A 23,905-nucleotide genomic window follows, 5' to 3' on the forward strand; every position below is an offset into this window, starting at 1 on the left:
TGAATTCCAGTTCCGTCTGGACTTCATCTGGAGCGAAAAACTCCAGCAGGACCGGGCTCTACTGGAAAACCACTGGCAGGATATCCAGAAGGTCCTGGAAGTGTATAATCAGCGCATCCACGACCTTCTGCGTGATACGGCCAGCTATCACAGCGAGGCCTTTACGGCCATCTGGAATGAAAGCTTCCAGGAGCTGGGCGCTATCGCCGGGCTGGAAAAGCTGGCCCAGACTCTGCATCAGCAAAGCCGCGTCCTCCATTCCCTCAAGACGGAGATCGCTGCTAGGGTCCAGCAGGTCATGCCCGCAACGTCGCAGCGTTTGAACTGATCCCTTCTTATGCAAAGGGCACACCAAAGGTGTGCCCTTTTTTATTCAGCGACAAAAAAACATATCGCGTCAAATTTCGATTTAAGGCGCTAAAAAATTTTTTCCGACCCGTGACTCGCAAAAAACTCTTTTTTGCTCTTAGGGGGAATATGGGCCATTTTCTGTTTTTTGACGATATCGGCCCCTTCCACGTTCCCCAAAGACCGCTACAGATAGGTCACAGGTATGCGCCCGAGCCCCATGATCGAAAAAGGCCACCCTTGCGGGTGGCCTTTGGTTATTCCAAGCTCAAAAAAACTATCCGGCATGCGCGGCCAGCTGGGCCTTGGCCTGACGGGCCTCTTCCTCCAGCTGCCCCTTGCGGGCTTCGGAAATCTTCAGGGCCACGGCAAGCGCATCAAGGTAGCTGCGCTCCATGAAATGGTCGATGTCCACGATCATGCACGACAGGCGGTACAGGTCTTCTCCCTGCTCTGCGGACCGGATCTCCGCAGCCAGAGCAGCGGGATCGATGGGAGCATTCAGCAGCTGCCCCAGCAGGGCATTGGTATCATGACCGGGAGCCATCTGCGCGACGACCTTGCTGATACGATCCTGTTCCGTCGCGTCGATGTGGCCATCCGCCCGTGCGGCGAACACCATGGCCCGCAGCAGAAGACGGGCCGTAGGATCCAGCTCCGCAGGAGCCACAGCCGCCACCGGCTGCTGGACGGGCGCCGGTTCCACTGGCTGGCTTTCCTTCTGGGACTGGGACCATTTTTGGTAAAAATTCCAAGCTACTGCGCCCGCACCGACCAGAGCGGCATTCTGCAATGCCCCCTTGGACATGAAGGAACCCAGCAGGGCCCCCAGGGCCCCAGCGCCCACCAGGCCGCCAACACCACCGGGCGCGGCCTTGCTCAGACCGGAAGCCTGTTCCTTGGCCGTATCCATAAGGGAACCGAGCGTCTCACCAATATTTTTTTTATTGAAGATGTCGAAAAGGGACATATGTACCTCTCATGTTGTTGTCTGGCACAGGAGTATTTCCAAATATTTCCTGTGCGTAAACAGCGTATTTCAGAGTACAGATAGGGTCTGATGACCACAAGTCAAGAGGGATACCTTTGAACCTGCTTGCCGATAGCCCTTCCCTTTCTCCACGTGGCAAAGCTTTCCCTGCAAAAATCATACGGCTCGCATGCCGGAAAGCAGCCGGACACGCTCGTACAGTCACTCCCTGCCTGTGACCTCCCCTGCTCCCGCATTTTGGGTGATACATCCAATCGTCACATAACGGACATGCTCGCGCTCCTCTTTTTGCCTAGTGTGACTTTTGCAAAGGCAAGGCTTTCTTTTCATTCCAAGGAGAAAGATCATGACCAAGAGAAAACAGCCCCCCATCGAATGCCGCTTGCGCCCCAACTATACGAAAAAATGTGTCGCCTGTGGGCACGGCCCGGTGGTCGATGTCTATACGCGAGACGGTCATTTTGTGAACAGCACGGCCATGTGCGGTGCGTGCAGCTTTGGCAAGGAAAAATACGCTGATCCTCAAAATTGGTAGCCGACACTGTGTCGGGACCTTCCCCCCTTCCTTCCCCTCTCAACATGAAAGACGCCATGGCAAATGCTGTCATGGCGTCTTTCATGTTGTCGCAAAAATTCTTCAATAATCAAATAATTACATCATATTGCTATAGCCGTCACCTCGAACGTCGCTTCAGGCCAACATTTCCAGAAAGGCCTCCAGACGGACCTTGAGCTGTTCCGTATCCGTGCCGGAGTAATCCGTCACCACCTGCAGGAAAGGCAAGCCCAGCTCTTCGCGCACGAATTTTTTGACACTCCAGGATTCGACATCATACGGCTGGCAGCCCTGCCACGTCAGATCGACCACGGCATCCACGGCAAAGTCCCGGGCCAGCTCGCGCAGGACAGTATAGCGGTGAGGATTTGGAGACATGACGGCACAATGCATGTCCAGGTAACGACGTGCCAGGACATCCAGCGCATCTCCCTCTTCTTTCATGTCCAGCAGGACCTTTTTGTAGCAGGTGCAATTGTCGATACAGACCACACTGGCACCGCATTCTTCCAGCAATTGCACGACTTTGTGCGATCCCATTCCCGTGGGGACGCCTGTCAGCAGGATGCGGGGAGCATCAGGCGCCACAGCCGCCGGAGCATCCTGCAATTCCGCATGGATGGCCTCCAGCAGCCGGATGGCCTGCTCATAATCCGGCATGAACGAGGCCCGGAAACAGATGTCCAGCAGATCAAGCCCCCGCAAAGGCGACGGACGGCGACGGGCCAGGTCCAATACCTTTTTCAGAGCCTGCCGCAGACGGGAGGTCAAATCCATGGCAGCCCGCAGATTTTCTTCCGTGATCCGGACGCCAAAGTCCTGTTCCAGACGCGCCACCAGCAAGGCGTACTGCTCCCGCCAGTAGGCATGGGCGCGTTCGTCCTGGATCTGCGGAAGCTGCAGGAGCATCACGGGCTTGTAGGCTGCCAGCAGTTCATACATCTTTTTTTTGCCGTCACAGGTGGCATCCGCCACCACGATGTCCGAAGCCGCCAGATAAGGGCAACTGTCCTGCAGGGCAAAACCGAAGCTGCTCTTGATCAGGGGACACAGGCAGCGCGGCAAAACCTCTTCCGCCACAGGGATGGAATCCTGCTTCGTCCCGCACAAGGAGACCGGTACGGCACCCGCCGCAAGAGCGATCTCCAGCGGCGAATAGATGCAGAACTGCCCCACGACCTTGCGGCCTTTTTCCTTGGCTTCCTGCAGGGCCAGCACGTTACGGCTGGTCACATCCCGAAAATGTTCAAGACTGGCGTATATCATCTTTATTCTCCCATGCGCTCCGGCGCCTTGCCGGTGTGCGTCGTTACATCAGCGGGCCGCCACAAGGGCCGCGCCCAAAGCTCCCACGGTCTGGGGATCGTCAGGGACATTGACCGGGACACCCAGCTCTGCCGCAAGCAGCCCGCTGAAGGCGGGGCTGGTCGCCAGTCCCCCGGTAAAGGTGCACTCTCCCCTCAGCGGTATGCGAGCGGCCAGCCCCCGCATGCGGCGTGCGATGGACAAATATACCCCCGCAGCGATATCCGCCGGTGCCGTTCCCTGCGCCAGCAGCCCGATGATCTCGGTCTCCGCGAAAACGGCGCACATACTGGAGATGGATACGGGCTTGCCGGCCGCGGCGGCCTGCCCCAGCTCCGGCAACTCCAAGCCCAGGATGCCGGACAAGACCTGCAAGAAGCGTCCTGTCCCGGCCGCGCATTTGTCATTCATGACAAAATCCTGCACAGCGCCGCCTTCCACGGCGATGACCTTGCTGTCCTGCCCGCCGATGTCCAGTACCACGCCCGTGGCAGGAAAAAGCCAGGAGGCACCGCGGGCATGGCAGGATATCTCGGTCACGACCTTGTCGGCAAAGGGCAAGGCCACGCGGCCATAGCCCGTGCCGACCACACGCCGCAGGGCCGCCGTCTCCACTCCCGCAGTACGGCAGGCCGCCTGCAGCACCTGTTCCCCGGCTTCACGGCTGTTCCAGCCGGTGGGCAGGACGGCCCGTCCGAGCACGATCTTTTTTTCTTCATCCAGCACTACGGCCTTGGCGGCCACAGAACCCACATCCACTCCTGCTACCGGCATGGGCAGCCTCCTGCATCGCTTTTTGGTTCATCACGCCTGCCGGCCCCGGCGCTTGAATCCAGCATTTCCAGGATGGAGGCCGTCAGCCGCGCATACTTCGGATCCCCACGATGGCGGGGCCGGGGGATGTCCACCGGTACGACGGCGCGGACCGTCCCCGGACGCGCCGACATGACCACGACCCTGTCAGCCAGGTACACGGCCTCGTCCACCCCGTGGGTCACGAAAAGGATGGTGGTCTTGTGATGCTGCCAGATGCGCAGCAGCTCCCGTTGCAGCAGGATACGGGTATGCGCATCCAGTGCCCCGAAGGGTTCGTCCATCAGCAGCACGTCAGGCCTGTTGGCCAGGGCCCGCGCTATGGCCACGCGCTGCCGCATGCCGCCGGAAAGCTCATGGGGCATGGCGCGGGCAAAGGCGGCAAGATCCACCAGCTCCAGATATTCACGCGCCACCTTGCGCCGCTCTTCGCGACCTGTCCCGGCAAACTCAAGGCCCAGGGCCACATTGTCTTCCACCGTGCGCCAGGGCAGCAGGGAATATTCCTGAAACACCATGCCCACTTCACGGCGCGGCGTCTTCACCGGCTGGCCCCGGTACAGGATCTCTCCTTCACTGACAGGCTCAAGTCCGGCCGCCATACGCAAAAACGTCGATTTTCCGCAACCGCTGGGCCCCACGATGCAGATGAATTCATTCTCCCGCACATCAAGATCCAATCCCTTCAGTGCCAGCACTTCACCTTCACGCAAACGAAAGCGTTTGCGCACCTTTCGGGCAGAAAGCACACTCTCCGTCATACGCGCCTACCGGGAAAACTGTTTCCATGCATATTTGCGTCGCTCTATCCACTGAAACGCCATATCCAGCAAGGCGCCCACCACGCTGATGCTGATCATGCCGGCAATGACCACATCCGTACGCCCCACGGTATAGGCATGCGTGATCAGATAGCCCACCCCGGAAAGACTGCCGGGCAGCATCTCTGCGGAAACCAGACACATCCACGCCACCCCAAGGCCTATGCGCAGGCCATTGACGATGGACGGAGCCGCGGCGGGCAGCAGGATCTTGGTGAAGATGTCCCGCTCGGACGCCCCCAGCACCCGGGCGGAATCCACCAGCGTACGGTTGACCGTCTGCACACCATGCACGGCACTGGTCAGGATGGGAAACAGCGCGCCGATGAAGATGATGAACAGCATGGAAATCTTCAAATTATTAAGATAATAGTATATTTCGCTCCGCGGCAAGCCCATGGCCGTCGCCAGGCTGCTGACGCCGAACCAGGCCAGCACCAGCGGGACCCAGGCCAGGGGCGGGATGGGACGGAACATGCCCAGAAAAAGATTGAGCAGGCGATGCAGACCGGCATAATAGCCCATGGCCACGCCCAGAGGCACCCCCAGCAGCACGGCCGCCGCATAACCGCAGAGGACGCGCACCAGACTGATGCCGATATTGCCTGCCAGCGTGCCCATGGCGATGACATTGTCCAGAGGATGTGCCAGCAGGGTCCCGATCTCCTCCAGCGGAGGAAGGATCAGGCTGTTGCCCACCAGCGTCGCCATGGATTCCCATACGATGAAGAAAAGCACAGGCACCAGAAGAGGCGCCGCCCAGAAGATGATTCGTCCCGGCATAGTCGACCTTGCAAGCAATGGATGGCCTGCGGCAGAGGCTTATCCCCTGCCGCAGGAAAGGAACGACGGTTACAGACAGCTCCGGCTATTTCCCGGTGTCAAGGAAGGAATCATCGATCAGCAAAGGCCGGGCCTGTTCCATGGTCTTGTGGCGCAGGCTGCCGCTGAACTTGTTCATGCTGTCCAGGATACGAAGATAGGTATCCGCGCCGCGCAGCCAGCTGTCATTGAAATTGCCCAGGAACACAAGGCTGGACTTGCGACCGGCCTCGGGCGGCAGGCCGATCCACTGGGCGGCGATCTCGCCGGCCTGCTGGGGATGCGCATTGCACCAGGCCCCCACGCGGGAGATCAGGGCCACGAAAGCCCGGACGATTTCAGGATTCTTGGCAATCATCTCTTCAGAGGCCACCCCCACACAGCAGGGGAAGTTGGCCCACTGCCCGGCGGGAGGCAGATCGCCCAGATTGACCAGCACCTTGCCGATGCCGCGCGTCTGGGCCACTTCGGGGAAGGGAGAAGGACCGACAACAGCTTCCACCTGTCCGGCGGTCAGGGACGCCAGCAGGTTGCTGGTCTCCTTCAGATCCACCAGAAGGACGTCGGCCTTGCTGTCCGAAGGATCAAGCGTCACTTTAAGCCCGGCTTTGACCAGCGCGCCTTCCAGCACGATCTTGGGAGCACTGGTTGGCGAGTGGAAACCGATCTTGACGGGCTCCTTGCTTTCCTTCACCCGTTGCAGCAGGCTTTCCCAGCTGGTCAGGGAAGAATCCTTGGGCACCACCAGCGCCATGCCTTCCGTCTGCAGGGGGCAGACGATCTTCATGGGCGTCCCCTTGTCGATACCGGCCATGATGGCCGTGATGGAGGCGATGCCCATGTCCAGATGCTTCTGGGCAAAAAGCGTGGCGGTCTCGGAACCGCTCTTGGCCACGACCAGATCAAGGATGGCAATGGGCTTGCCGTCCTTGATGAGCTCATAGCTTTCACGTTCCACAAGAGGTTTCAGATAAACGCCCAGATCGCGGAAGGCCTCACCGCGTGAAGCGGCGACCTGGAATGGAGAATGGTGGGTGGTGAAGATGAATCCGGTCTTGAAAGCCGGCAGTTCACCGGCAACAGACAAGGAGCACAGACCCAGCACAGCAATACCGGCCAAAGCCAGCTTGCGGAGGGTGGGCGAAATGAACATGGGCAACCCCCTTTTTGTGATGATATGCGACCACCATGGTCACAAAACGGCAGACCATCCTGCCCGTTGGGCACAAAAAAACCGCGCGAGACTGCGCGGAAGTGATGGGGTGTTGCGAGCTTGCCCGGAGAAAGGCGACGAAAACAGGCGTCAGCAAACCGTCTGCGGCGACAAGGACATACAGCCCCACCACAAACAGCGTCAGGTCAGACCAGACGGAAGCATACGCCAACTATCCATATTCTCTCCAGAAATACTGCACCAAGTATGTTTTGAGCATACGAAGGAAGGAATATAAAGTAAAGTACCCTCCCCTGTTCTCTTGAAAGTTTTCCCAAAACAAACAATGCCGCGTCTGTCTATCGTCAAGAGAAAAGCGAGCCGTACAAAAAAGGGGCGCCCGAAAGCGCCCCTTTATCGTCGACGTATCCGCGAGCCGTCTCAGGACAGGCTCTCGGACCGGTACAGGTTAGAACTTGATCTTGCGGTATTCTTCCAGGGCAGCAGCCTGCTCTTCGAAGGAAGCGAAACCGGCCTGATGCAGGGCATCTTCCACCGTGCTGCTCCAATTCCAGGTCGCGTAGATGACGGGCTTGTGGAACATGGAACGGAAGCTTTCCAGCTCGGTGCGGTAGAAGGATTCCTTGGGCGTATCCAGATGCTCACGCAGCTGCTCGTGGCGACGCTGCAGTTCGCCTTCGTACCATTCCTGGATATCCTGGGGCAGGGTGTACTTCTTCAGGATGTGGCCGTAACCGGCCTCTTCCATCAGCTTGGCCAGGCGCTGGTGATGCTGCTTGCCCAGCCATTCGCCCAGCTTGGACGTGGGGATGTTCTCGGCTTCCACAGCGGCGATGTCGAACACGGTCTGGAAGTAGGTATCCGGAACCACCGAAGCGGAAACGATACCGGCGATGGCCACCAGGCCGCGCAGGATCACGCTGTTGGAGATGCCCTGACCACAGAAGCCCACCTTCTTGCCGTACTTCTGGCCGGTGAAGATGCTGACAAGGATGGCCCAGACCACGGCGGGATCTTCTTCGTCGTAGATGTGGCCCAGACGCGCGTTGTCGCGGTCCGTAGCCAGGACCATCTGGGTCATATCGTTGGAACCGATGGAGAATCCGTCGAATTCCTGGATGAACTGCTTGGCCAGGATGGCGTTGGAGGGGATTTCCGACATCTGGATGATGCGCAGGCCGTCCTGACCGCTGGTCAGCTTGTGCACCTGGCTCAGATAGGTCCGCATGGAGCGGGCTTCTTCCAGGGTGCGCACGAAGGGCAGCATCATCTGCAGGTTGGAGCCGCCGTACACGCCGCGGGCCAGCTTGAAGGCTTCGATTTCCCAGTCGTGGATATTGCGGGACACACCGCGGTAACCCAGCATGGGGTTGTCTTCGTGATGCTCGAAGAGGCTGCCGCCCAGCAGGTTGCGGTATTCGTTGCTCTTGAAGTCCGTGGTACGGTACACGATGGTCTTGCCGTAGAAGGCCATGGCAAACAGGGCCAGGTTCTGGGCCAGCGTCTGCACATAGTGTTCCTTGCCGGTGCGGAAACCGCGGGACTTGATGATGGTGCAGATCTTTTCGGGCAGAGCGCGCACATCGTCCATTTCCTTCTTCAGGCCACCACGCAGGCTCACTTCTTCACGCAGGCGGGCAATGTTGCCCAGCAGAGAAGTCACCACGGGCAGATCCTTGATGCGCTTCACATGCTCTTCCACCGAAGCTTCGATCTCGGCGATGCGCTTGGCCGATTCGGGATCGGAGGGCGAAAGCAGGGCCAGCTCGTCGTCGTAGCCCATGATGATGCGCACATGGTCGGCCAGATCCACGGAGGTCTTGAGGATCTCCAGACGGCGGGAAGCCATTTCCAGATGCTGGTCGATCTTGTGGTCGAGTTCACGCATCTTGCGGTGCTGCAGCAGCACTTCTTCAGCGCTAAGACTGCGGTCGGCGTCCACCAGAGCGGAGACCTCGGCGTTGAGGCCGGTCACCTCGCCCACGTATTCACGCAGGTTGAAGTTGAAAACGATGAGGCCGGCAGCCATCTGCTCGCGCAGAACCTTGGAAAGGTTGTCTTCCAGTTCCTTGAGCTTGCCCTGCACCACGTCTTCCAGTTCGCCGTTGTCGAAGGCTTCCAGAGCCTGGGGATGGATGCTGATATTGCCCAGCATAAACTCGGCACGCAGCAGACCCACTTCGAACTGCGGGAACTCGCGCAGACGGGAGAGGAACAGGGCCTGGCCCACGTCCGCCAGCACCAGACCGACCTTGGTCTTGGTGGTAGGCAGTTTGGCCACGTCCATTTCGCCGCCCACTTCGCGCAGGGGCAGCAGACCGCGATACACGCGGCCGCGGGTACCGTCGACGGTCACTTCCACGCCATCCAGGGCGCGCAGCACATCCAGGCGCTGGATGCCGATGACGGCGGCGATGCCCAGTTCACGCGAGGTGATGGCGGCGTGGCTGGTATCGCCACCCACGTCGGCCATGATGGCGGAAGCCACGCGCATGCCGGGCACCATATCGGGGTCGGTACGCTCGGCGGCCAGCACGTCGCCCTTGGCGACCTTGTTCAGTTCCAGGGCCGAACGCAGGAAGCGCACGGTACCGTGACCGGCACCACGGGAGGCGCCATTGCCTTCCACCAGCACTTCGGCATTGGCGGCAGCCTTGGCGTCCACTTCGCGACGGCGCATGAAGATGGTGGAAGGATGCAGTTCCAGCTCTTCGTTCCAGCGGGTCTCGGGGCGGGCCTGCACGAACCACAGTTTGTCGTTGGCGTCGATGCAGAATTCCGTATCCATGATCATGCCGCCGTAAGCCTTGCTCACGGCGCGCACGCCCTTGGCCACGCGCTCGGCCTGGCTCAGGGAAAGGGCCCAGCGCAGGGCTTCCAGTTCGGGCACGGCCACTTCACGGGTACCACCGCGCTCGTCATAGACGATCTTCATGTCCTTGCAGCCCATCTGACGGATGACGACTTCGCTGCCGTCATCGCGCTGGAAGACATAAAGTTTGTCGGGGGTGACCTTGCCGCCCACCACAGCTTCGCCCAGACCGTAGCTGGTATCGATGCTGACTAGGTCCTTGCGAGCCGTACCGCGGCAACCGGTGGAAGTATCGGCCGAGAAGGCCGTACCGGAGATCACGGGGTTGATCATCTGCATCATGCAGACGGAAAGCGAGGTGTTCTCGATGGCCCATTCCTGCTTGGCGTTGATGGCGATGGCTTCATCGCCGGTCTCTTCAGCACGGGCGATGGCATCGAGGATGGCCTCGCGGCGATAGGTCATGGAGCGCAGGTTGTACGCGGAAGCACAGTCCCAATGGTAGGCTTCCACGACCTTGGCCGGGCCCACCATGTTGAGGTAGGTATCCTGCAGGCCGGCAAAGGCTTTTTTGCGGGAGTCTTCACCGGCAGCCGAGGAACGCACGGCCACGGGGGTCATGTCGTCGCCGTTCTCGTTGCAGATGGAGAGGTAGGCACCGCGCACGGCCTCATCCACGTCCTGGGGGAGATCCACGGACAGGATGGCGGCCTGCACCATGACGGAGCGTTTGCGCAGCTGGTCGATACCTTCGGGAGAAGTGGCGAAACCTTCCACGATGGTATTGATGAAGGTGCGCAGTTTGGTGTGGGACTGGTCCCCTTCCGCAGCGGCAGCGTCATGGATCTGCTTGCCGAGCTGGCGGACGAACTTCTGCAGGAAGTCGGGGTCCTGGTTGATTTCGGGATCATTCCAGTCGATACGGCCGTACTCGCGGTCGACGACCGCGCGAACGATACGCCCGGTAACCTTGGTCTCATCCAGCACCCTGTGGAAGGCGAGCGAAGAGATGGCGCGGAAATAAGGCGCCTGGATACCTTCGATCTGGCTGATGAGGGCCGTGTTGTAGTTTTTGCCACCCACAAGCAGCTCGGCTTCTTCGCCGATCGCCACGATGTCGGCGCCGGTCAGCACCAACTTTTTGCGGATAGCTTCCGGGGATTCCTCTTTCTTAGTGGCAGCCGTTTTGGCCATGACTTCCTCCGTTATACCAGGAAAGAAAGCTTTTGATTGCAATCATCATACCCTAGCAGGCACATCCTGTCCACAATATGACGCAACTGCGCCACACGGCTAGATCACGCGGGATCCGCAGTAAGGACAGAAGGAGACATTGTCCATGGGGATAGGCTGTGCGCAGGCTTCATTGCTGCAAATGCGCGGCACGGGGCCCAGTTCGACGAGCAGCTCGCCTTCGCGCACAGATACCATCTGCTTGTTTTCCTTAAAGTCGGCCGTCTTCAGCACACGCTTCACGACACCATCCACAGGAGCCAGCACGGCCTTTTCCTGCTTCATGATGGACACGTTGAACAGTTCCTCGCCAGCCTTCACGATGTCGCCGGGATGGACGTACATGACCCACAGGTCGCCGTTGCTGGGCGAGGCCACATGGAACTTGTTGGCAGGATCCGCCATGGTCAGGCCCTTGGCCTTCTGGCCGGTGGGCTGGGCGACCTGCACTTCGCAGCTCATGATCTCGGAGTCCAGCACGTAGCGGCAGATGACGACACCGGCATCGTTGGGACGGGAGATGCTCAGCAGCAGCAAATGATGGGGCTTACCGCTGCGGTCATTGAAATAGAGGTCCTGGCCGGGCTTGAGACCTTCGAACCAGACATGCAGGGGCAGGTTGTTGGGATCGCCGTACTGCATGCGGAACTGCATGGTCTTGAGGGCATCGGCCGGATGGTTCAGGTACAGGACGAACTCTTCCTTGGTGGGCTTGCGCTTCAGCAGTTCGGTGCAGGCAGCTTCTTCGGCGGCCAGGTTCACGTCCGGCAGGCTTTCCAGAGGCGAGACTTCGGTACGATTGGCGATGGCGCTCTTCCACTCGGAGCCAAAGGCGCTCTCGTAGACCCAGTCCGCGGGGAAGCCCAGCGGCAGGCGGCCGAACTTGCCCAGCAGCAGCTTGCGGAAGGCGTCGTTGCAGTCCTGGTAGATGTTCAGGCGGGCCTTGCGCATCTCGCTGGACAGCTCGGATTCGGGCGTACGAGTGACTTCGTTGAGCACTTCCAGCAGGAAGCGGACTTCTTCCTCGCCACCGCGCTTCCAGGCCCCGGTCACCGCCAGGAAGGCGGTGTTCCAGGTGATCTGGGAACCGGGCGTCACGTCGTGGTAACGGACGATCTGGCGGGTCCCTTCCAGGAACTTGAGCATGTAGGGCAGCAGATGGATGTAACCCTGCTTCATGGCACCTTCCTGCGAGGAGGAGGTGGCGCCGCCGGGCATGCCGTGACGGGTCACGTCATAGTCGATGCCCTTGAAGTACGGCGAGCAGTAGCGGTCATAGTAGGGCATGATCTGCTTGCAGACGAAGTTGGCGTCGCGGATGGCATCCTTGTTCAGGTTGCACTTCAGGCCCAGCTCGTCTTCCATATAGGCCACCGTGGCCAGCACGTCGCCCTGCCCGTAAGAACGGACGGCGGAACCCAGGCCCACGTCGATGATGTGGGCACCGGCCTTGGCCGCAGCCCCGCAGGAGGGGATGAACAGACCGTCGGTGCAGTGGCGATGGTAATGCAGCACCAGTTCGGGCCAGCGCTTGCGCAGGGCCGTCACCAGCTCGGTCATGAAGCGCGGCGGGCAGACACCGGCCATATCCTTGAGGCCGAGGATGATGCTGCGGGCAGCGGCCTTTTCATCGGCGCCCATGATGTCGGCCATCATGCGCAGGATGTTCTCGGTCACGCCCAGGTAGTGGTTGACGTCAAAGCCCTTGGCCCACGAAAGGGAGATGGCGGGCTGGAAGACCACGTCCTTGCGATCCATGACCACTTCGGCGATGGGACGCATGTTTTCCACATGGTTCAGGAAGTCGAAGCAGCGCACCACTTCGTAGTGATCGCAGATCATCTCGCCGGTCAAGCGCATGAGGTTGCGCGGCTGCGGCGTGTAGCCCAGCACGTTGGTGGAACGCACCAGCAGCTGCTTGAGCGTCTTGGGGGCGAAGCTCTTCCATTCCTTCGCCTCGGAGAAGGGATAGGTCATGTTGGCCAGCATGGCCACATGGAAGTGAGCGCCACCGCCGTTCTCGATGGAGAAATAACCGGCATTGTCCAGGTAGGGACCGATCAGACGGTCTTCGGCCAGGCGGAAACGGTTGCCGGAGTTGGACTGGGTGAAGTCACGCGGCGTGGTATCCGTGAAGTGCACGTAGCCGCTGTCGCGGATGAAGTCCAGCAGGGCGCGGCGGTCGCCCTGAGGATAGGGAGACGGCTGGCGGCGCAGCTGGCTGGGGATAGGCGGCAGCACCGGATCGAAAGCGCCGAGACGGGGCGTGGTGACGGAACGGTATTCCCCAAGCTGCACATGGGGGTTGTAGCCCTTGGCAGAGATCTCCGCCACCAGACGGGCCAGGCGTTCGCTTTCGGGGGCCACGTCCCGGTACTGCATGAGTTCGGGATGGTTGGCCACGAAGTTGGTGTTGATCTCGCCCTTGCGGAACAGGGGATGCTTGAGGATCTGGCGGTGGAAGGGGATGGTGGTCTTGATGCCGCCGATGATGTATTCGCTCAGGGCGCGGTCCATGATGCCCAGGGTCTTTTCCCAGTCGTGGGCATAGGCGATGAGCAGGGAGCCGGCCGAGTCATAGTTGGCCGGGAATTCGTAACCGGCGCTGATGTTGGAGTCCAGGCGCACACCGGGGCCGCCAGGCGACACGTAACGGGTGATGAGACCGGCATTGGGGGCGAAGTTTTCCTGCGGGTTCTCGCAGTTGATACGCACCTGCATGGCGCAGTAGGAGGGACGCAGGTTCTCTTCGCGGTAGCGCAGTTCCGCACCAAAGGCCACGGCGATCTGCTCTTCCACCAGGTCGATGCCGTAACGGCATTCGGTGATGCCGTGTTCCACCTGCAGGCGGGTGTTGACTTCGATCATGTAGGGCGTGCCGTCGGGCGTGACCAGGAATTCCACCGTGGCCAGAGAGTGGTAGCCCACAGCGCGCACCAGACGACGGGCGTAGTCCTTGAGCTGCTCGCGCAGCTGGCGGGTCATGCCCGGCCAGGGCGAGGGCGTGATCTCGACGAGCTTCTGGTGGTTGCGCTGCACGGTGCAGTCGCGCTCGTCAAAGGCAAAGACATTGCCGTACATGTCGGCGATGACCTGGATCTCGATGTGGCGCACATCGGCCAGGAATTTTTCCACGAACAGGCGCGGATTGCCGAAAGAGGCCTGGGCCATGGTGGAGGCCTTGAAGAAGGCGTCCTCCAGCTCGGCTTCGTTATGGATGGCGAAGATGCCGCGGCCACCGCCGCCGCCTTCGGCCTTGAGCATGATGGGCAGGCCGATCTCGGAGATCAGCTGGCGGGCAGTGGCGATGTCCACGGCCCCGTCGGAACCGGGCACCACGGGGATACCCAGCTTGCGGGCCACGGCACGGGCCTGCACTTTGTTGCCCAGCAGGTTCATGGCTTCGGCGGTGGCACCGATAAAGGTGATGCCGGCTTCCTTGCAGCGCTGGGGGAAACGGGTGTCCTCAGAGGCAAAGCCCCAGCCGGGATGGATACCGACCACGCCGCGCTGGCGGGCTTTGTCGATGATGCGGTCAATATCCAGGTAAGCGCGGGGATCGGGTCCGAGCAGAATCAGTTCCTTGGCAGTGGATGCTGACGGCGCAGTTTTATCCACATCGGTGGCTGTCATGGCCGCGACGGCGTCAAAGCGTTCGCGGATGGAGCGACAGATGCGGCGGGCGGGAATGCCACGGTTGGCGACAAGGATCACCTTGCCCTTGAGAAATTCCTGGACGTCTGCAAAGGATTTGTTGGCCATGCCTTTTTGCCCTTTAGTAATGATGCGAAAGACGCAGGCTTCCGCTGTAAAAAACCTCCTGCCGGCCATTGCGCGACAGGCACAGTCCTCCATCATGGCACAGCCCTGTCAGAATGCCCTCGACGACCTCATCGCCATCATCGAGGCAAACGCAGGACCCGCGCCAGAGCAGGAAGCTCTCGGCGAGATCCTTCCAGTTTTTCTTTAGAGAACCGCCGGTACTATACTCGCAAAGCAGGCAGTTTACAAGTTGATACCATAGGCTCTCGGCGGTAAGAAATATTTTTTGTGATTTTTCAGGGCCCGGAACCAAGGCTTTTGCGGGCATGGCGACCCCGGCACGCAAGGTATCCGCCGGCGGTGCCCAAGCCACATTGATGCCGATGCCGGCCAGCAGGACTCCCGCCCTTTCTTCCAGCAGGATCCCTGCCACCTTTGCGGGCGTATCCCCGTCCAGCACGGCGAGATCGTTGGGCCACTTGAGGCGCACCTCGAAGCCCAGCTTTCCCAGAGCGGCCGCCAGCATGGCCCCGGTCACGGTGGAAGCCGCGGAGCCGGCGAACGGCTCCTGCATGGGGAGGCGCAGCGCCGCATAGATGTTGCCGGCGGGCGAGACCCAGTTCCGGCGCAGCTGCCCCCTGCCCTGCCGCTGACTGCTGACCAGCACGCTCTGCCAGGGGGCCAACAGTCCGCGCCGGGCCAGGGTATGCCCCACATCCAGTGCGGACGAGACCTCACCGAAGCGCCAGACCTCAGGCCGCCCGGCCCTTTGCTCCTGCGCCCCGTTATGGCATGATGACGTCATGAAGACCTACCTTGTTGGTGGTGCCGTCCGTGACATCCTGCTGGGACAGGCACCGGTTGAGCTGGATTATGCCGTGGACGGAGACGATGCCGCCTTCCTGGCAGCGCATCCCGATGCCTCCCTCGTGGGGAAAAGCGTCCGGGTCTGCCTGTGGCACGGCTGCGAATTCATGCCGCTCCGGGGTGGGAGCCTGACTGAGGATCTGGCCGCCCGCGACCTGAGCATCAATGCGCTGGCCCTGGATGCCGACGGGCATCTGCATGCCCATGCCACGGCGCTGGAAGATCTGGAACGCAGGATCCTGCGCCCTGCCTCGCCCGATGCTTTCCGCAAGGATCCCCTGCGCCTTTTCCGCCTGGCCCGCTTCGCCTGCCGCCAGCCAGGCTGGCAGCTGCACCCCGATTGTCTCCGTCTGGCGGCGGAGATCCCGGAAAGCGCCCTTGCGGCCATCCCGGCGGAACGGGTGGGCAGGGAGCTGCTCAAAGCTCTGGCCCTGCCCTGCCCCGGCCGTTTTCTGGAAGTCCTGGAGCAGCTCCACCTCTGGCGGCCGTGGTTCACGGAGCTGGAAGCCATCGCCCGCATCCCCGCCGGGCCTGTGCGCTGGCACAGCGGCTCCGTGCTCCAGCATACCGTCCGGGTCATGAACGCCGTGGCCGGAGACGGTCTGGCCGTCTGGATGGCTTTCTGCCACGATCTGGGAAAACTGCTGACGCCTGAGGAAGAACTGCCTCACCATTATGGGCATGAGCAGCGGGGGCTGGCGCTGGTCCGCCTGCTGGCCAAACGTCTGCACCTGCCCGTCCGGCAGGAAAAGGCAGGGCTGCTGGCCTGCGAGCTGCATATGAAGGCCGGGCTGTATGACCGTCTGCGCCCCGGCACACGCCGGGACGTGCTCTGGACAGTGGCCACGCGCGGCCTGACGAAGGAGTTCTGGAGCGTGGTGGATGCCGACAGCAAGCAGGACATCAGCAGCCGGGCACTGGCGGATACGGCCCTCCTCCGCACCATAGGGCTGCCGCCCCAATGGCAGGACAAGGGAACGGAATCCGCCCACAAATTGCGGGAACTGCACTGTCAGGCCCTGGTCACCAGCAAGACGACCTAGCTCCAGACCGTCGCCTCGGCCCTGCTCCGGCACCAGTCGCAGAGGGCGTCCATCTCTTCACCGTGGTCATACCCAGCCAGATGCCCCACGGAATGCGCCAGCAGACGCAACAGATGCTCTGCCGGATCCTGACCATACAGCAAGCATTCCCTGTTCAGCGTATCCAGAGAAAGGAGCATCACTCCCGGCAGGCTCTCGTCACCGGGAAACGACAGCACATTGGTCGGGCCGGTGCAGCCCATATAGCGCTGGTTGGCCCGGGCGATGCAGGCATCATCCACCAGATGGGTCTCCACAGGCCCCAGCGGACAACCGGCCTCCCGCGCTGCGGAAGTCAGGGCATCCAGGATCCTGGCTATCTGACGCGGGGGCACAGGCAGCAGCCACGCCCCCGCCGGATAATGATCGATGACCCGGACAGCCATCATTCCCGCCCCGCCTGTTCTATACGGGCCAGCTGTTCGGCTTCCAGCTTCTCCGCGGCTTCGATGGCAGCGGCATCATGCACGCGGCCGTGATGGTGGCCGCTATGGCTGTTCTCGCTCTTCTCTTCCGCCTCTTTGGCCGCCGGGGCATTCTCATGCCCCTTGGCTTCGGCTTTGCTCTCGGCCGGACGGGCGTCCCCATTCTTGGCTTCCGGGGCCTTGCCTTCCTGCTTGCCTTCGCTCTTGGCCGGCGGATAGGCGATGCGCTGATGGAAGATGCCTGTCAGGATGCGCTGGAAGTTCTCACTCAGGTAATGCAGATCCTTGAAGGTCAGTTCGGACTCGTCGAGCTGGCCTTCGGAGAAGATGCCTTTGATGATGGTATCGATATGCGTCCTGATGCGGGCAGGCGTAGGATCCGTCAGCGTGCGGCTGGAGGCCTCCACGGAGTCCGCCAGCATAAGGATGGCGGCTTCCTTGGTCTGGGGCCGGGGACCGGGATAGCTGAAATCCGATTCGCGCGGCCGTTCGCCCAGATTGATGGCCTTCTGATAGAAGTAGCGGATAACACGGGTCCCGTGATGCTGACGGATGATGTCGATGATCTCCTGCCCCAGCTTGTAACGCTCGGCCAGCTCCGTGCCCTTCTTGACGTGGGACGTAATGATGAGCGCACTCATGGAGGGGGCCAGCTTGTCATGCTTGTTGGGGCCGCCGAACTGGTTCTCGATGAAGTATTCGGGATAGGTCAGCTTGCCCGCGTCATGATACAGGGCCGCCACCTTGCACAACAGACTGTTGGCCCCGATGGCCTTGGCCCCGGCCTCCACCATGTTGGCCACCACCAGGGAGTGGTGATAGGTGCCGGGGATGGTCACCATCAGTTCCTGCATCAGCGGATGCTCAAGGCTCATGAGTTCCATGAGGCGGAAACGCGTACTGTATCCAAAGGCCAGCTCCAGCACGGGGCTGACGGCAAACAGCAGGATGAGGGACAGCAGGCTGTTGATGGCCACGGCCCCCAGCTGCATGGGGAACTCGTTGGGCGAGATCTGCGCCAGCAGGGCCATGCCCAGCCAGATGAGCGCCTGACCCACCGTCAGGGGGATGATGCTCCAGACCACATCCTGCCGGGTCTGGGCATTGGTCACCAGCCAGGTGGCCAGCATACCGCCCAGGAAATGATACAGGAAGAAGGTGTAGTCCGCCTGGAACATGAGCATGGCAAAGAAACACAGCAGCAGGCTCATGGTGCAGTAACGGCGGGCGGCAAAGACCATGGCCACCAACCCCACGCCCCCGGCGATGGGGAAGGCCACGGCATAGTTGGCCATCAGCGTCAGACTGTCGAAACGGGTGGCAAGACAGAACGCCCCCTTGGCCCCCACGCTGAACAGGAACAACACCAGCGAGATGAGCAGCATGTCCTTACAGCGCAGCGGTGTGCCGGGCTTGCCGCTGGGCGCCACGAAGAAGCCGATGGACAGGATCAGGGAGAACAGGAACGCTCCCAGCACCACGCCCCAGCGGACGGGATCGGCGGCGCTTTTATAGAGGGTCTGCAGTTTGAGCTGCTGTTCGCGGCTCACCCTGTCCCCCTTGCGCACCACCAGCTCGCCTTTCTGAATCTGGTAAAAGACGGGCTCCACATTGGCCACCACGGCCTCACCGCGGCGCTGTGTCGTCTCGCGGTTGAGCGTCAGGGACGCCGGGACCGTCGCGGAAAGCAGGATGTTGATGGCGCGGCGGGAATGGGCGTTGAGGGTATCTTCCTGCCGCAGCAGGGACGAGATCTCGGCCAGGAAAGACTGCACATCGGGCAGGGTGGTCACTTCGGGACGCAGCAGTTCCGAACCGTTGTCGAGGTTGCGGATGACGACCCCAGCCCGTCCAGCCCTGGCGGAACGGATGTCGCCCACAAGACCTTCGGCCAGGCGATCCCGGATCAGCGGCATCAGGGTCTTGAGGAGGTACTGCTGCACTTCCGGCAAGGCCAGCTGGGGCAGCACCTCTTCGGCCACCCGGGGCGTCAGTTCTTCCACCAAACGGCGGACAGAGGCCTCCCCTCGCGGGAGGTCCGCCAAGTCTTCATCAGCTCTGGGCAGGGGACGCTGCGCCACAGCCACAGGAGCGGCAGGGACAGGGGCGACGGGGGCTTCTCCGGCCTGCCCGACGGTGGGTGCGGTCTCCGCCGGCTCGGGAGCCGCCGGGGCAGCTTCTTCGGGCACAGGCTTGAGGCTCTGCAAGCCCTTGTGGTCGGCCATCACGTTCAGATGATGCAGGATCCCCAGGATGCGGTTCTGGAACATCTCGTAGGGCTGCATGCTCAGGTCGTAGACCGAGGGCTGGAGCAAAAGCACCTGGCGCTGCCGGGCCTTGCTGGCCTGCACGTCCTCCACCAGGATGTCGCGGTCAGCGATGACGTCGCTGTCCGCCACCTGCCCCGCCACATAAACGCGGCTTTCCGGCGTCAGATTGGCGCCGGCCAGCAGAGAGAGGAAAAGCAGGGTCAGGACCAATACCAGCAGGCCGCGGCCGCAATGGTGACGCGTTCTCAGCGTCTGCCACAGAGCCACCATACTGGAGGGTCTAGCTGTCTTTTTCGGCGTTGTCGTAGGCATTGACGATGGCTCCCACCAAAGGATGGCGCACCACGTCAGCCTTGCTGAAGTGGTGCACGGCAAGACCGGGGATCTTGTCCAGGACGGCCAGGGCATGGACGAGGCCCGAGCGGGCCCGCCCGGAAGACGGGTTCACGGGCAGGTCGATCTGTGAGGTATCGCCCGTGACCACCACGCGCGATCCAAAGCCCATGCGGGTCAGGAACATCTTCATCTGCTCGTGGGTGGTGTTCTGGGCTTCGTCCAGGATGATGAAGGCATCATTGAGAGTACGCCCGCGCATGAAGGCCAGGGGGGCCACCTCGATGGTCCCCACTTCCAGCATGGACGCCACCTTGGGCTGGGGCACCATGTCGTGCAGGGCATCGTACAGCGGACGCAGGTACGGGTTGACCTTGTCCGCCAGGTCGCCGGGCAGGAAGCCGAGGCGCTCCCCTGCTTCCACGGCAGGACGCGTCAGCACGATGCGCTTGACCTGATGCTGCTGCAGCATGGAAATGGCCATGGCCACCGCAAGATAGGTCTTGCCCGTACCGGCAGGCCCCACGGCAAAGACCATCTCGTTCCGGCGCAGGATATCCAGATACTGCTTCTGGGCCACATTGCGGGCAGTCACCGTCTTGCGCGGCGTATTGACGAAGACAGCCTCCTGGAAGACCTGCCGCAGATTGAGCCCGGGATCGGCCGCCAGCATGGCATAGGCCCGGGACATGTCCTGCTGGCTGATACTGATGCCGTTGCGCAGCATGTCATAGAGCTGCACGAACAGCCGGTACAGGCACTGCAGGACCGCATGGTCCGGGCTGGAGAAAAAAACGGAAGCACCGCGGCTGCCTATCTGGGCACCGCTGGCAGCGGCCAGCAGATCCAAATGGGCATTGCGGGGACCAAACAGCTGATTGGCCAGCAAAGGATCATCGAAATCGATCCTTTCCTGAGAGGATGAGAATGAAGCCATGATTTTTGCCTAGCGTATTTTGGGCTTTCTGTCCATGAAGGGTCTTCCGGATCCGGTGCCCATTTTCTTAAAGAGTTACTTTAAGAAATGAAAACTTGCCTTCAAAAAAATAAGGGGGCACCCCAGGCGCCCCCTTGCAACTTTCTACGCTCCCAGACTAGCCGGCCAGCTTTTTGGCCAGCAGTTCATTGACCAGGGCAGGATTGGCCTTGCCGCGGGTCGCGCGCATGACCTGCCCCACAAAGAAACTGATGAGCTTGGTCTTGCCGCCACGGAAAGCTTCCACTTCAGCAGGATTGTCGGCCAGCACCTTGTCCACGGCCGCTTCCAGCGCGGAGCTGTCGGAGATCTGCACCAGCCCCTTTTCCTTGACGTAAGCTTCGGGCATGGCGCCGTTTTCCATCAGGTCGGCAAAGATGTCATTGGCGATCTTGGCACTGATGAGGCCCTTGTCCACGATGCTGACCAGCTCGGCCAGGGCTTCGGGAGTCATGGCACAATCCTGCACATGCAGGGAGCGGGCGTTGAGCTCGCGCAGCAGCGGACCGAGGATGAAGTTGGCCACCTTGCGGGCATCGGCTTTGGCCGCCGCAGCTTCAAAAAAGTCGGCCATGGCGCGGCTCTGCACCAGCACTTCCGCTTCGGGTTCGGGCAGGCCCGTCATGGCGATGAAACGCTGCATGCGGGCGGCGGGCAGTTCGGGTAGTTCCTGCTGCCAGCGGCTGAATTCCTCGTCAGTGATGGTCACGGGCAGCAGGTCGGGATCAGGGAAGTAGCGGTAGTCGTGCGCCTCTTCCTTGCCGCGCATGGAGGCCGTGATGTTTTTCGTGGCATCGTACAGGCGGGTCTCCTGCACGATTTCTTCCCCGTCTGCCAGGGCATCCTGCTGACGGGCGATCTCGTAATCGATGGCCCGCTGCACGTTGCGGAACGAGTTCAGGTTCTTGAGCTCGGTACGGGTACCGAAAGTGGTGCTGCCCACGGGACGGATGGAAACGTTGGCGTCACAGCGGAAGCTGCCCTCCTCCATGTTGCCGTCGCACACGCCCAGATAGGTCACGATGCCGTACAGGGCCTTGAGGTAGGCCACGGCTTCGGCGGAAGAACGCATGTCCGGTTCGGAAACGATCTCCACCAGCGGCGTCCCGGCACGGTTGAGGTCCACATAGCTGACGTTCTCGCCCTGGGCATGGATGTTCTTGCCCGCGTCATTCTCCATGTGGATGCGCGTGATGCCGATACGCTTTTCGGCTCCGTCCACCGTGACCGTCAGATGGCCATGCTCACAGATGGGCAGGTCGAACTGCGAGATCTGGTAGCCGGACGGCAGGTCGGGGTAAAAATAGTTTTTACGGGCAAAGATGGAATTGCGGTGGATGCTGCAATTGGTGGCAAGGCCCACCAGGCAGGCGTAGTGCACGGCCTGCCGGTTGAGCATGGGCAGGGCGCCGGGCATGCCGCCGCAGACTTCGCAGACATTGCTGTTGGGAGCCTGCCCGAAACTGGTGGGGCAGGAGCAGAAAAGTTTGGTGGCCGTAGCCAGTTGTACATGGACTTCCAAGCCGATGACGGCTTCATATGCAGGCATGAAAAACTCCGTGAACCAGATGTTAGGAACGGCTGATGGTCGCGTCGAAATATTTGCCGACGCCGTACTCGCCACGCCGTGTAAAGCGGGCCGGATCGGGCCCGATGATCTGCATTTCCCTGTTTTGCCGCTGCACATCCAGCGCTATGCGCATCTCCTGGGTGCAGCCGGTAGAAAAAGTGGCATCCTTGCCGGACCAGATGGGCGGGACCTTGCGTCCCATGAGGCGGAAGCTTTCTTCGATATCAGCAAACGTCTGGAAACGCCAGACGTCGATGAAGCCGCTCCGCTGTACGCGCTCCCACATGAACATCAGGTCGTCCCCGTCCATGCCCTCCACGAAATGCTCCGCAGGGTTCACGATGAGGACGTTGTCCAGACGTTTGCGCAGATCGCCCACAAAGATCCGCGCCAGTGAGATGGCGGTCTGGGTCTCGCCGGGGATGCTGCCGATGATGCAGCTGTAGAACATGACCGTACGGCCGCTCATGCGGGCCTCGCGCATGCGGGCGATGATGCCGTCGGCATGGGCCGCCACATCCTGCTCGGTCAGCTTCTTCACCCCCGGCGCATGCCGCCGCAGGGCCAGATGCATGTCCGCGCCGTCATGCCAGTAACAAAGGATGTCGCGGGTGAACTCACAGCTGGTGCCCAGCAGCATGTCGGCCGAGCGCCAGCCCTTGGCCAGGATGAGGTCAGCCTCTTTCCAGGCGCGGGAAAAGCTGATGGAGACCCGGTACAGGTTGAGCCGTTCGCGCGTCCCGTCACTGATGACCAGCAAACGGTGCTCGCGCAGATGGCGCAGCAGCTGGTTCTTGCTCAGGTTGGCATCACGGACGATATAGTCCTGCTTCAGCTCTTCGCGCAGGACAGGGTCCTCTTCCACGTCATCCATGGTGGGCGCATAGAAGAAAAAGCCGTCCTTGACGGCAAAAATGACACGATGCTGCATGCGCAGCAGCTTGCGCACCACAGCAAGATCGAAGACCACGCCCCCGTCGGCGTCGCACAGATACAGGATGGTCCGCGGCCGGGAGGCCAGCTCATCCAGATACCCTTCCAGCTCCGCGGCCTTCCGCTCCGCACGGTGGAACTCCTCTTCCAAAAAGCCCCTGTCGGGAACGGAAGTCTCCAGCTCCAGCGTATAGGCGGAAAGGAACAGGTGCCGGACCAGGCTGCAGGCATCCAGGCGGGCCCGGGCCGCTTCGAGCGTATCCGGCAGCGGTGCCTCCGGCATGCCTTCGAGGGCGGCACGCACGCTCTCCGAGCGCAAGATCTCGCGCTGCAGGATATTGAGCGCATGCCGGCGCTGCCGCCAGGGATCACCATCGCCCAGCCCCTGGGCCAGTACGATGTTGGTCATGCGCTTGATGAGCCGCGGCGGCAAGAGCGTGTGCTGGGCAACGGCACTGCGGAAGCGGTAACGGCAGAACAGCAGCAGCGCACGCCGCTGCATCCTATCCGTCACGAGGGAACGCACGAGGCGCACGAGGATGCGCCAGGCGCGGTTGTACTCCTTTTGCAGCCGTCGGGGCATGGTCGGCTCACACAGCAAGGCGAACATGGCGTCCGAACAGGGCAGGTACACGCTGCCGGGACCGCCGGCCACCATGAACCTCAGCTGTTCAGGACTGGCAACGATGTGCGGGTTGAGATCATGGACAAGGTTGTTGTCGATGAACAGATTATACAGCCATGCGTCGAAGCAGGCATCTTTTCCCAGCCGGACATCAGCCATGCGACGCGGCGCGTTTCCCTTCATGCGG

The 23,905-nt window shown here is 61.3% G+C and carries 17 protein-coding genes; 3 read left to right on the plus strand and 14 right to left on the minus strand.

All coding sequences use genetic code 11. The features are described from left to right. Positions 1-328, plus strand: a 328-nt coding sequence (locus DESPIG_RS13710; RefSeq protein ID WP_006005961.1) for a hypothetical protein, incomplete at its 5' end; no start/stop codon positions are given. 297 nt (positions 329-625) lie between these two features. Here the strand turns inward: DESPIG_RS13710 and DESPIG_RS05415 are convergent. Further along, entirely contained in the window at positions 626-1,318 is a 693-nt protein-coding gene (locus DESPIG_RS05415) for a tellurite resistance TerB family protein (RefSeq protein WP_006005963.1), read from the minus strand. Positions 1,319-1,685: 367 nt separating this feature from the next. On the opposite strand from DESPIG_RS05415, the gene DESPIG_RS13715 reads away from it, so the two are divergent. Continuing rightward, positions 1,686-1,874 carry a hypothetical protein gene (locus DESPIG_RS13715; RefSeq protein ID WP_147589116.1) on the plus strand — a complete coding sequence of 63 codons (189 nt, stop codon included), beginning with the start codon at positions 1,686-1,688 and terminating at the stop codon, positions 1,872-1,874. Positions 1,875-2,030: 156 nt separating this feature from the next. Here DESPIG_RS13715 and DESPIG_RS05420 read toward each other — a convergent pair whose 3' ends face one another. The 8 genes from DESPIG_RS05420 to DESPIG_RS05455 form a co-directional block, all read right to left on the minus strand. Then, the gene (locus tag DESPIG_RS05420) at positions 2,031-3,161 is read right to left on the minus strand and encodes a double-cubane-cluster-containing anaerobic reductase (protein ID WP_006005967.1); all 1,131 of its coding nucleotides are present in this window, start codon (positions 3,159-3,161) and stop codon (positions 2,031-2,033) included. A 48-nt stretch (positions 3,162-3,209) separates the two neighbouring features. After that, positions 3,210-3,974 carry an acyl-CoA dehydratase activase gene (locus DESPIG_RS05425; protein ID WP_006005968.1) on the minus strand — a complete coding sequence of 255 codons (765 nt, stop codon included), beginning with the start codon at positions 3,972-3,974 and terminating at the stop codon, positions 3,210-3,212. Next, the gene (locus DESPIG_RS05430; RefSeq protein WP_246118375.1) at positions 3,965-4,762 is read right to left on the minus strand and encodes an ABC transporter ATP-binding protein; all 798 of its coding nucleotides are present in this window, start codon (positions 4,760-4,762) and stop codon (positions 3,965-3,967) included. The genes DESPIG_RS05425 and DESPIG_RS05430 overlap by 10 nt, the downstream gene beginning before the upstream one ends. An 18-nt stretch (positions 4,763-4,780) precedes the next feature. Next, complete coding sequence (locus DESPIG_RS05435; protein ID WP_006005972.1) at positions 4,781-5,617, minus strand: ABC transporter permease; 837 nt, start codon at positions 5,615-5,617, stop codon at positions 4,781-4,783. A gap of 85 nt (positions 5,618-5,702) precedes the next feature. Then, positions 5,703-6,809 (minus strand): ABC transporter substrate-binding protein, encoded by a 1,107-nt coding sequence (locus DESPIG_RS05440; protein ID WP_006005975.1) that lies wholly within the window; start codon positions 6,807-6,809, stop codon positions 5,703-5,705. 469 nt (positions 6,810-7,278) lie between these two features. Further along, a complete protein-coding gene (locus DESPIG_RS05445) occupies positions 7,279-10,836 on the minus strand; it encodes a PEP/pyruvate-binding domain-containing protein (RefSeq protein ID WP_006005980.1) in 3,558 nt (1,185 codons plus the stop codon). 99 nt (positions 10,837-10,935) lie between these two features. Continuing rightward, on the minus strand, positions 10,936-14,637 hold the full coding sequence (locus tag DESPIG_RS05450) for a pyruvate carboxylase (RefSeq protein ID WP_006005982.1): 3,702 nt from the start codon (positions 14,635-14,637) through the stop codon (positions 10,936-10,938). A gap of 13 nt (positions 14,638-14,650) precedes the next feature. Next, complete coding sequence (locus tag DESPIG_RS05455) at positions 14,651-15,442, minus strand: biotin--[acetyl-CoA-carboxylase] ligase (RefSeq protein WP_006005983.1); 792 nt, start codon at positions 15,440-15,442, stop codon at positions 14,651-14,653. Here DESPIG_RS05455 and DESPIG_RS05460 point away from each other — a divergent pair. After that, the gene (locus tag DESPIG_RS05460; protein WP_040369314.1) at positions 15,441-16,547 is read left to right on the plus strand and encodes a tRNA nucleotidyltransferase/poly(A) polymerase-related protein; all 1,107 of its coding nucleotides are present in this window, start codon (positions 15,441-15,443) and stop codon (positions 16,545-16,547) included. The two genes, DESPIG_RS05455 and DESPIG_RS05460, sit on opposite strands and share 2 nt — an antisense overlap. Here the strand turns inward: DESPIG_RS05460 and ybeY are convergent. From ybeY to DESPIG_RS05485, 5 genes are all read right to left on the minus strand, one after another. Next, the gene (gene ybeY / locus DESPIG_RS05465; RefSeq protein WP_006005990.1) at positions 16,544-16,975 is read right to left on the minus strand and encodes an rRNA maturation RNase YbeY; all 432 of its coding nucleotides are present in this window, start codon (positions 16,973-16,975) and stop codon (positions 16,544-16,546) included. The genes DESPIG_RS05460 and ybeY overlap by 4 nt on opposite strands. Next, on the minus strand, positions 16,972-19,551 hold the full coding sequence (locus tag DESPIG_RS05470; RefSeq protein ID WP_006005992.1) for an HD family phosphohydrolase: 2,580 nt from the start codon (positions 19,549-19,551) through the stop codon (positions 16,972-16,974). Before DESPIG_RS05470 ends, ybeY begins: the two co-directional genes overlap by 4 nt. A gap of 10 nt (positions 19,552-19,561) precedes the next feature. Continuing rightward, positions 19,562-20,551 (minus strand): PhoH family protein, encoded by a 990-nt coding sequence (locus tag DESPIG_RS05475; RefSeq protein ID WP_006005995.1) that lies wholly within the window; start codon positions 20,549-20,551, stop codon positions 19,562-19,564. Between the two features lie 157 nt (positions 20,552-20,708). Beyond that, complete coding sequence (gene gatB / locus DESPIG_RS05480; RefSeq protein ID WP_006005996.1) at positions 20,709-22,139, minus strand: Asp-tRNA(Asn)/Glu-tRNA(Gln) amidotransferase subunit GatB; 1,431 nt, start codon at positions 22,137-22,139, stop codon at positions 20,709-20,711. A gap of 22 nt (positions 22,140-22,161) precedes the next feature. Beyond that, positions 22,162-23,877 (minus strand): ARMT1-like domain-containing protein, encoded by a 1,716-nt coding sequence (locus DESPIG_RS05485; RefSeq protein WP_006005998.1) that lies wholly within the window; start codon positions 23,875-23,877, stop codon positions 22,162-22,164. Between the last annotated feature and the right edge of the window lie 28 nt (positions 23,878-23,905).

Source organism: Desulfovibrio piger ATCC 29098 (assembly GCF_000156375.1).
GTDB lineage: Bacteria > Desulfobacterota > Desulfovibrionia > Desulfovibrionales > Desulfovibrionaceae > Desulfovibrio > Desulfovibrio piger.

Excerpts from the sequence above, each read along its gene's own strand:
- DESPIG_RS05425 (WP_006005968.1), bottom strand. The coding sequence starts at position 3,974 with ATGCCGGTAGCAGGAGTGGATGTGGGTTCTGTGGCCGCCAAGGCCGTA.
- DESPIG_RS05420 (WP_006005967.1), bottom strand. The coding sequence starts at position 3,161 with ATGATATACGCCAGTCTTGAACATTTTCGGGATGTGACCAGCCGTAAC.
- DESPIG_RS05440 (WP_006005975.1), bottom strand. The coding sequence starts at position 6,809 with ATGTTCATTTCGCCCACCCTCCGCAAGCTGGCTTTGGCCGGTATTGCT.
- DESPIG_RS05450 (WP_006005982.1), bottom strand. The coding sequence starts at position 14,637 with ATGGCCAACAAATCCTTTGCAGACGTCCAGGAATTTCTCAAGGGCAAG.
- ybeY (WP_006005990.1), bottom strand. The coding sequence starts at position 16,975 with ATGATGGCTGTCCGGGTCATCGATCATTATCCGGCGGGGGCGTGGCTG.
- DESPIG_RS05460 (WP_040369314.1), top strand. The coding sequence starts at position 15,441 with ATGAAGACCTACCTTGTTGGTGGTGCCGTCCGTGACATCCTGCTGGGA.
- DESPIG_RS05415 (WP_006005963.1), bottom strand. The coding sequence starts at position 1,318 with ATGTCCCTTTTCGACATCTTCAATAAAAAAAATATTGGTGAGACGCTC.
- DESPIG_RS05485 (WP_006005998.1), bottom strand. The coding sequence starts at position 23,877 with ATGGCTGATGTCCGGCTGGGAAAAGATGCCTGCTTCGACGCATGGCTG.
- DESPIG_RS05455 (WP_006005983.1), bottom strand. The coding sequence starts at position 15,442 with ATGACGTCATCATGCCATAACGGGGCGCAGGAGCAAAGGGCCGGGCGG.
- DESPIG_RS13715 (WP_147589116.1), top strand. The coding sequence starts at position 1,686 with ATGACCAAGAGAAAACAGCCCCCCATCGAATGCCGCTTGCGCCCCAAC.
- DESPIG_RS05435 (WP_006005972.1), bottom strand. The coding sequence starts at position 5,617 with ATGCCGGGACGAATCATCTTCTGGGCGGCGCCTCTTCTGGTGCCTGTG.
- DESPIG_RS05475 (WP_006005995.1), bottom strand. The coding sequence starts at position 20,551 with ATGGCTTCATTCTCATCCTCTCAGGAAAGGATCGATTTCGATGATCCT.
- DESPIG_RS05470 (WP_006005992.1), bottom strand. The coding sequence starts at position 19,551 with ATGGTGGCTCTGTGGCAGACGCTGAGAACGCGTCACCATTGCGGCCGC.
- gatB (WP_006005996.1), bottom strand. The coding sequence starts at position 22,139 with ATGCCTGCATATGAAGCCGTCATCGGCTTGGAAGTCCATGTACAACTG.
- DESPIG_RS05445 (WP_006005980.1), bottom strand. The coding sequence starts at position 10,836 with ATGGCCAAAACGGCTGCCACTAAGAAAGAGGAATCCCCGGAAGCTATC.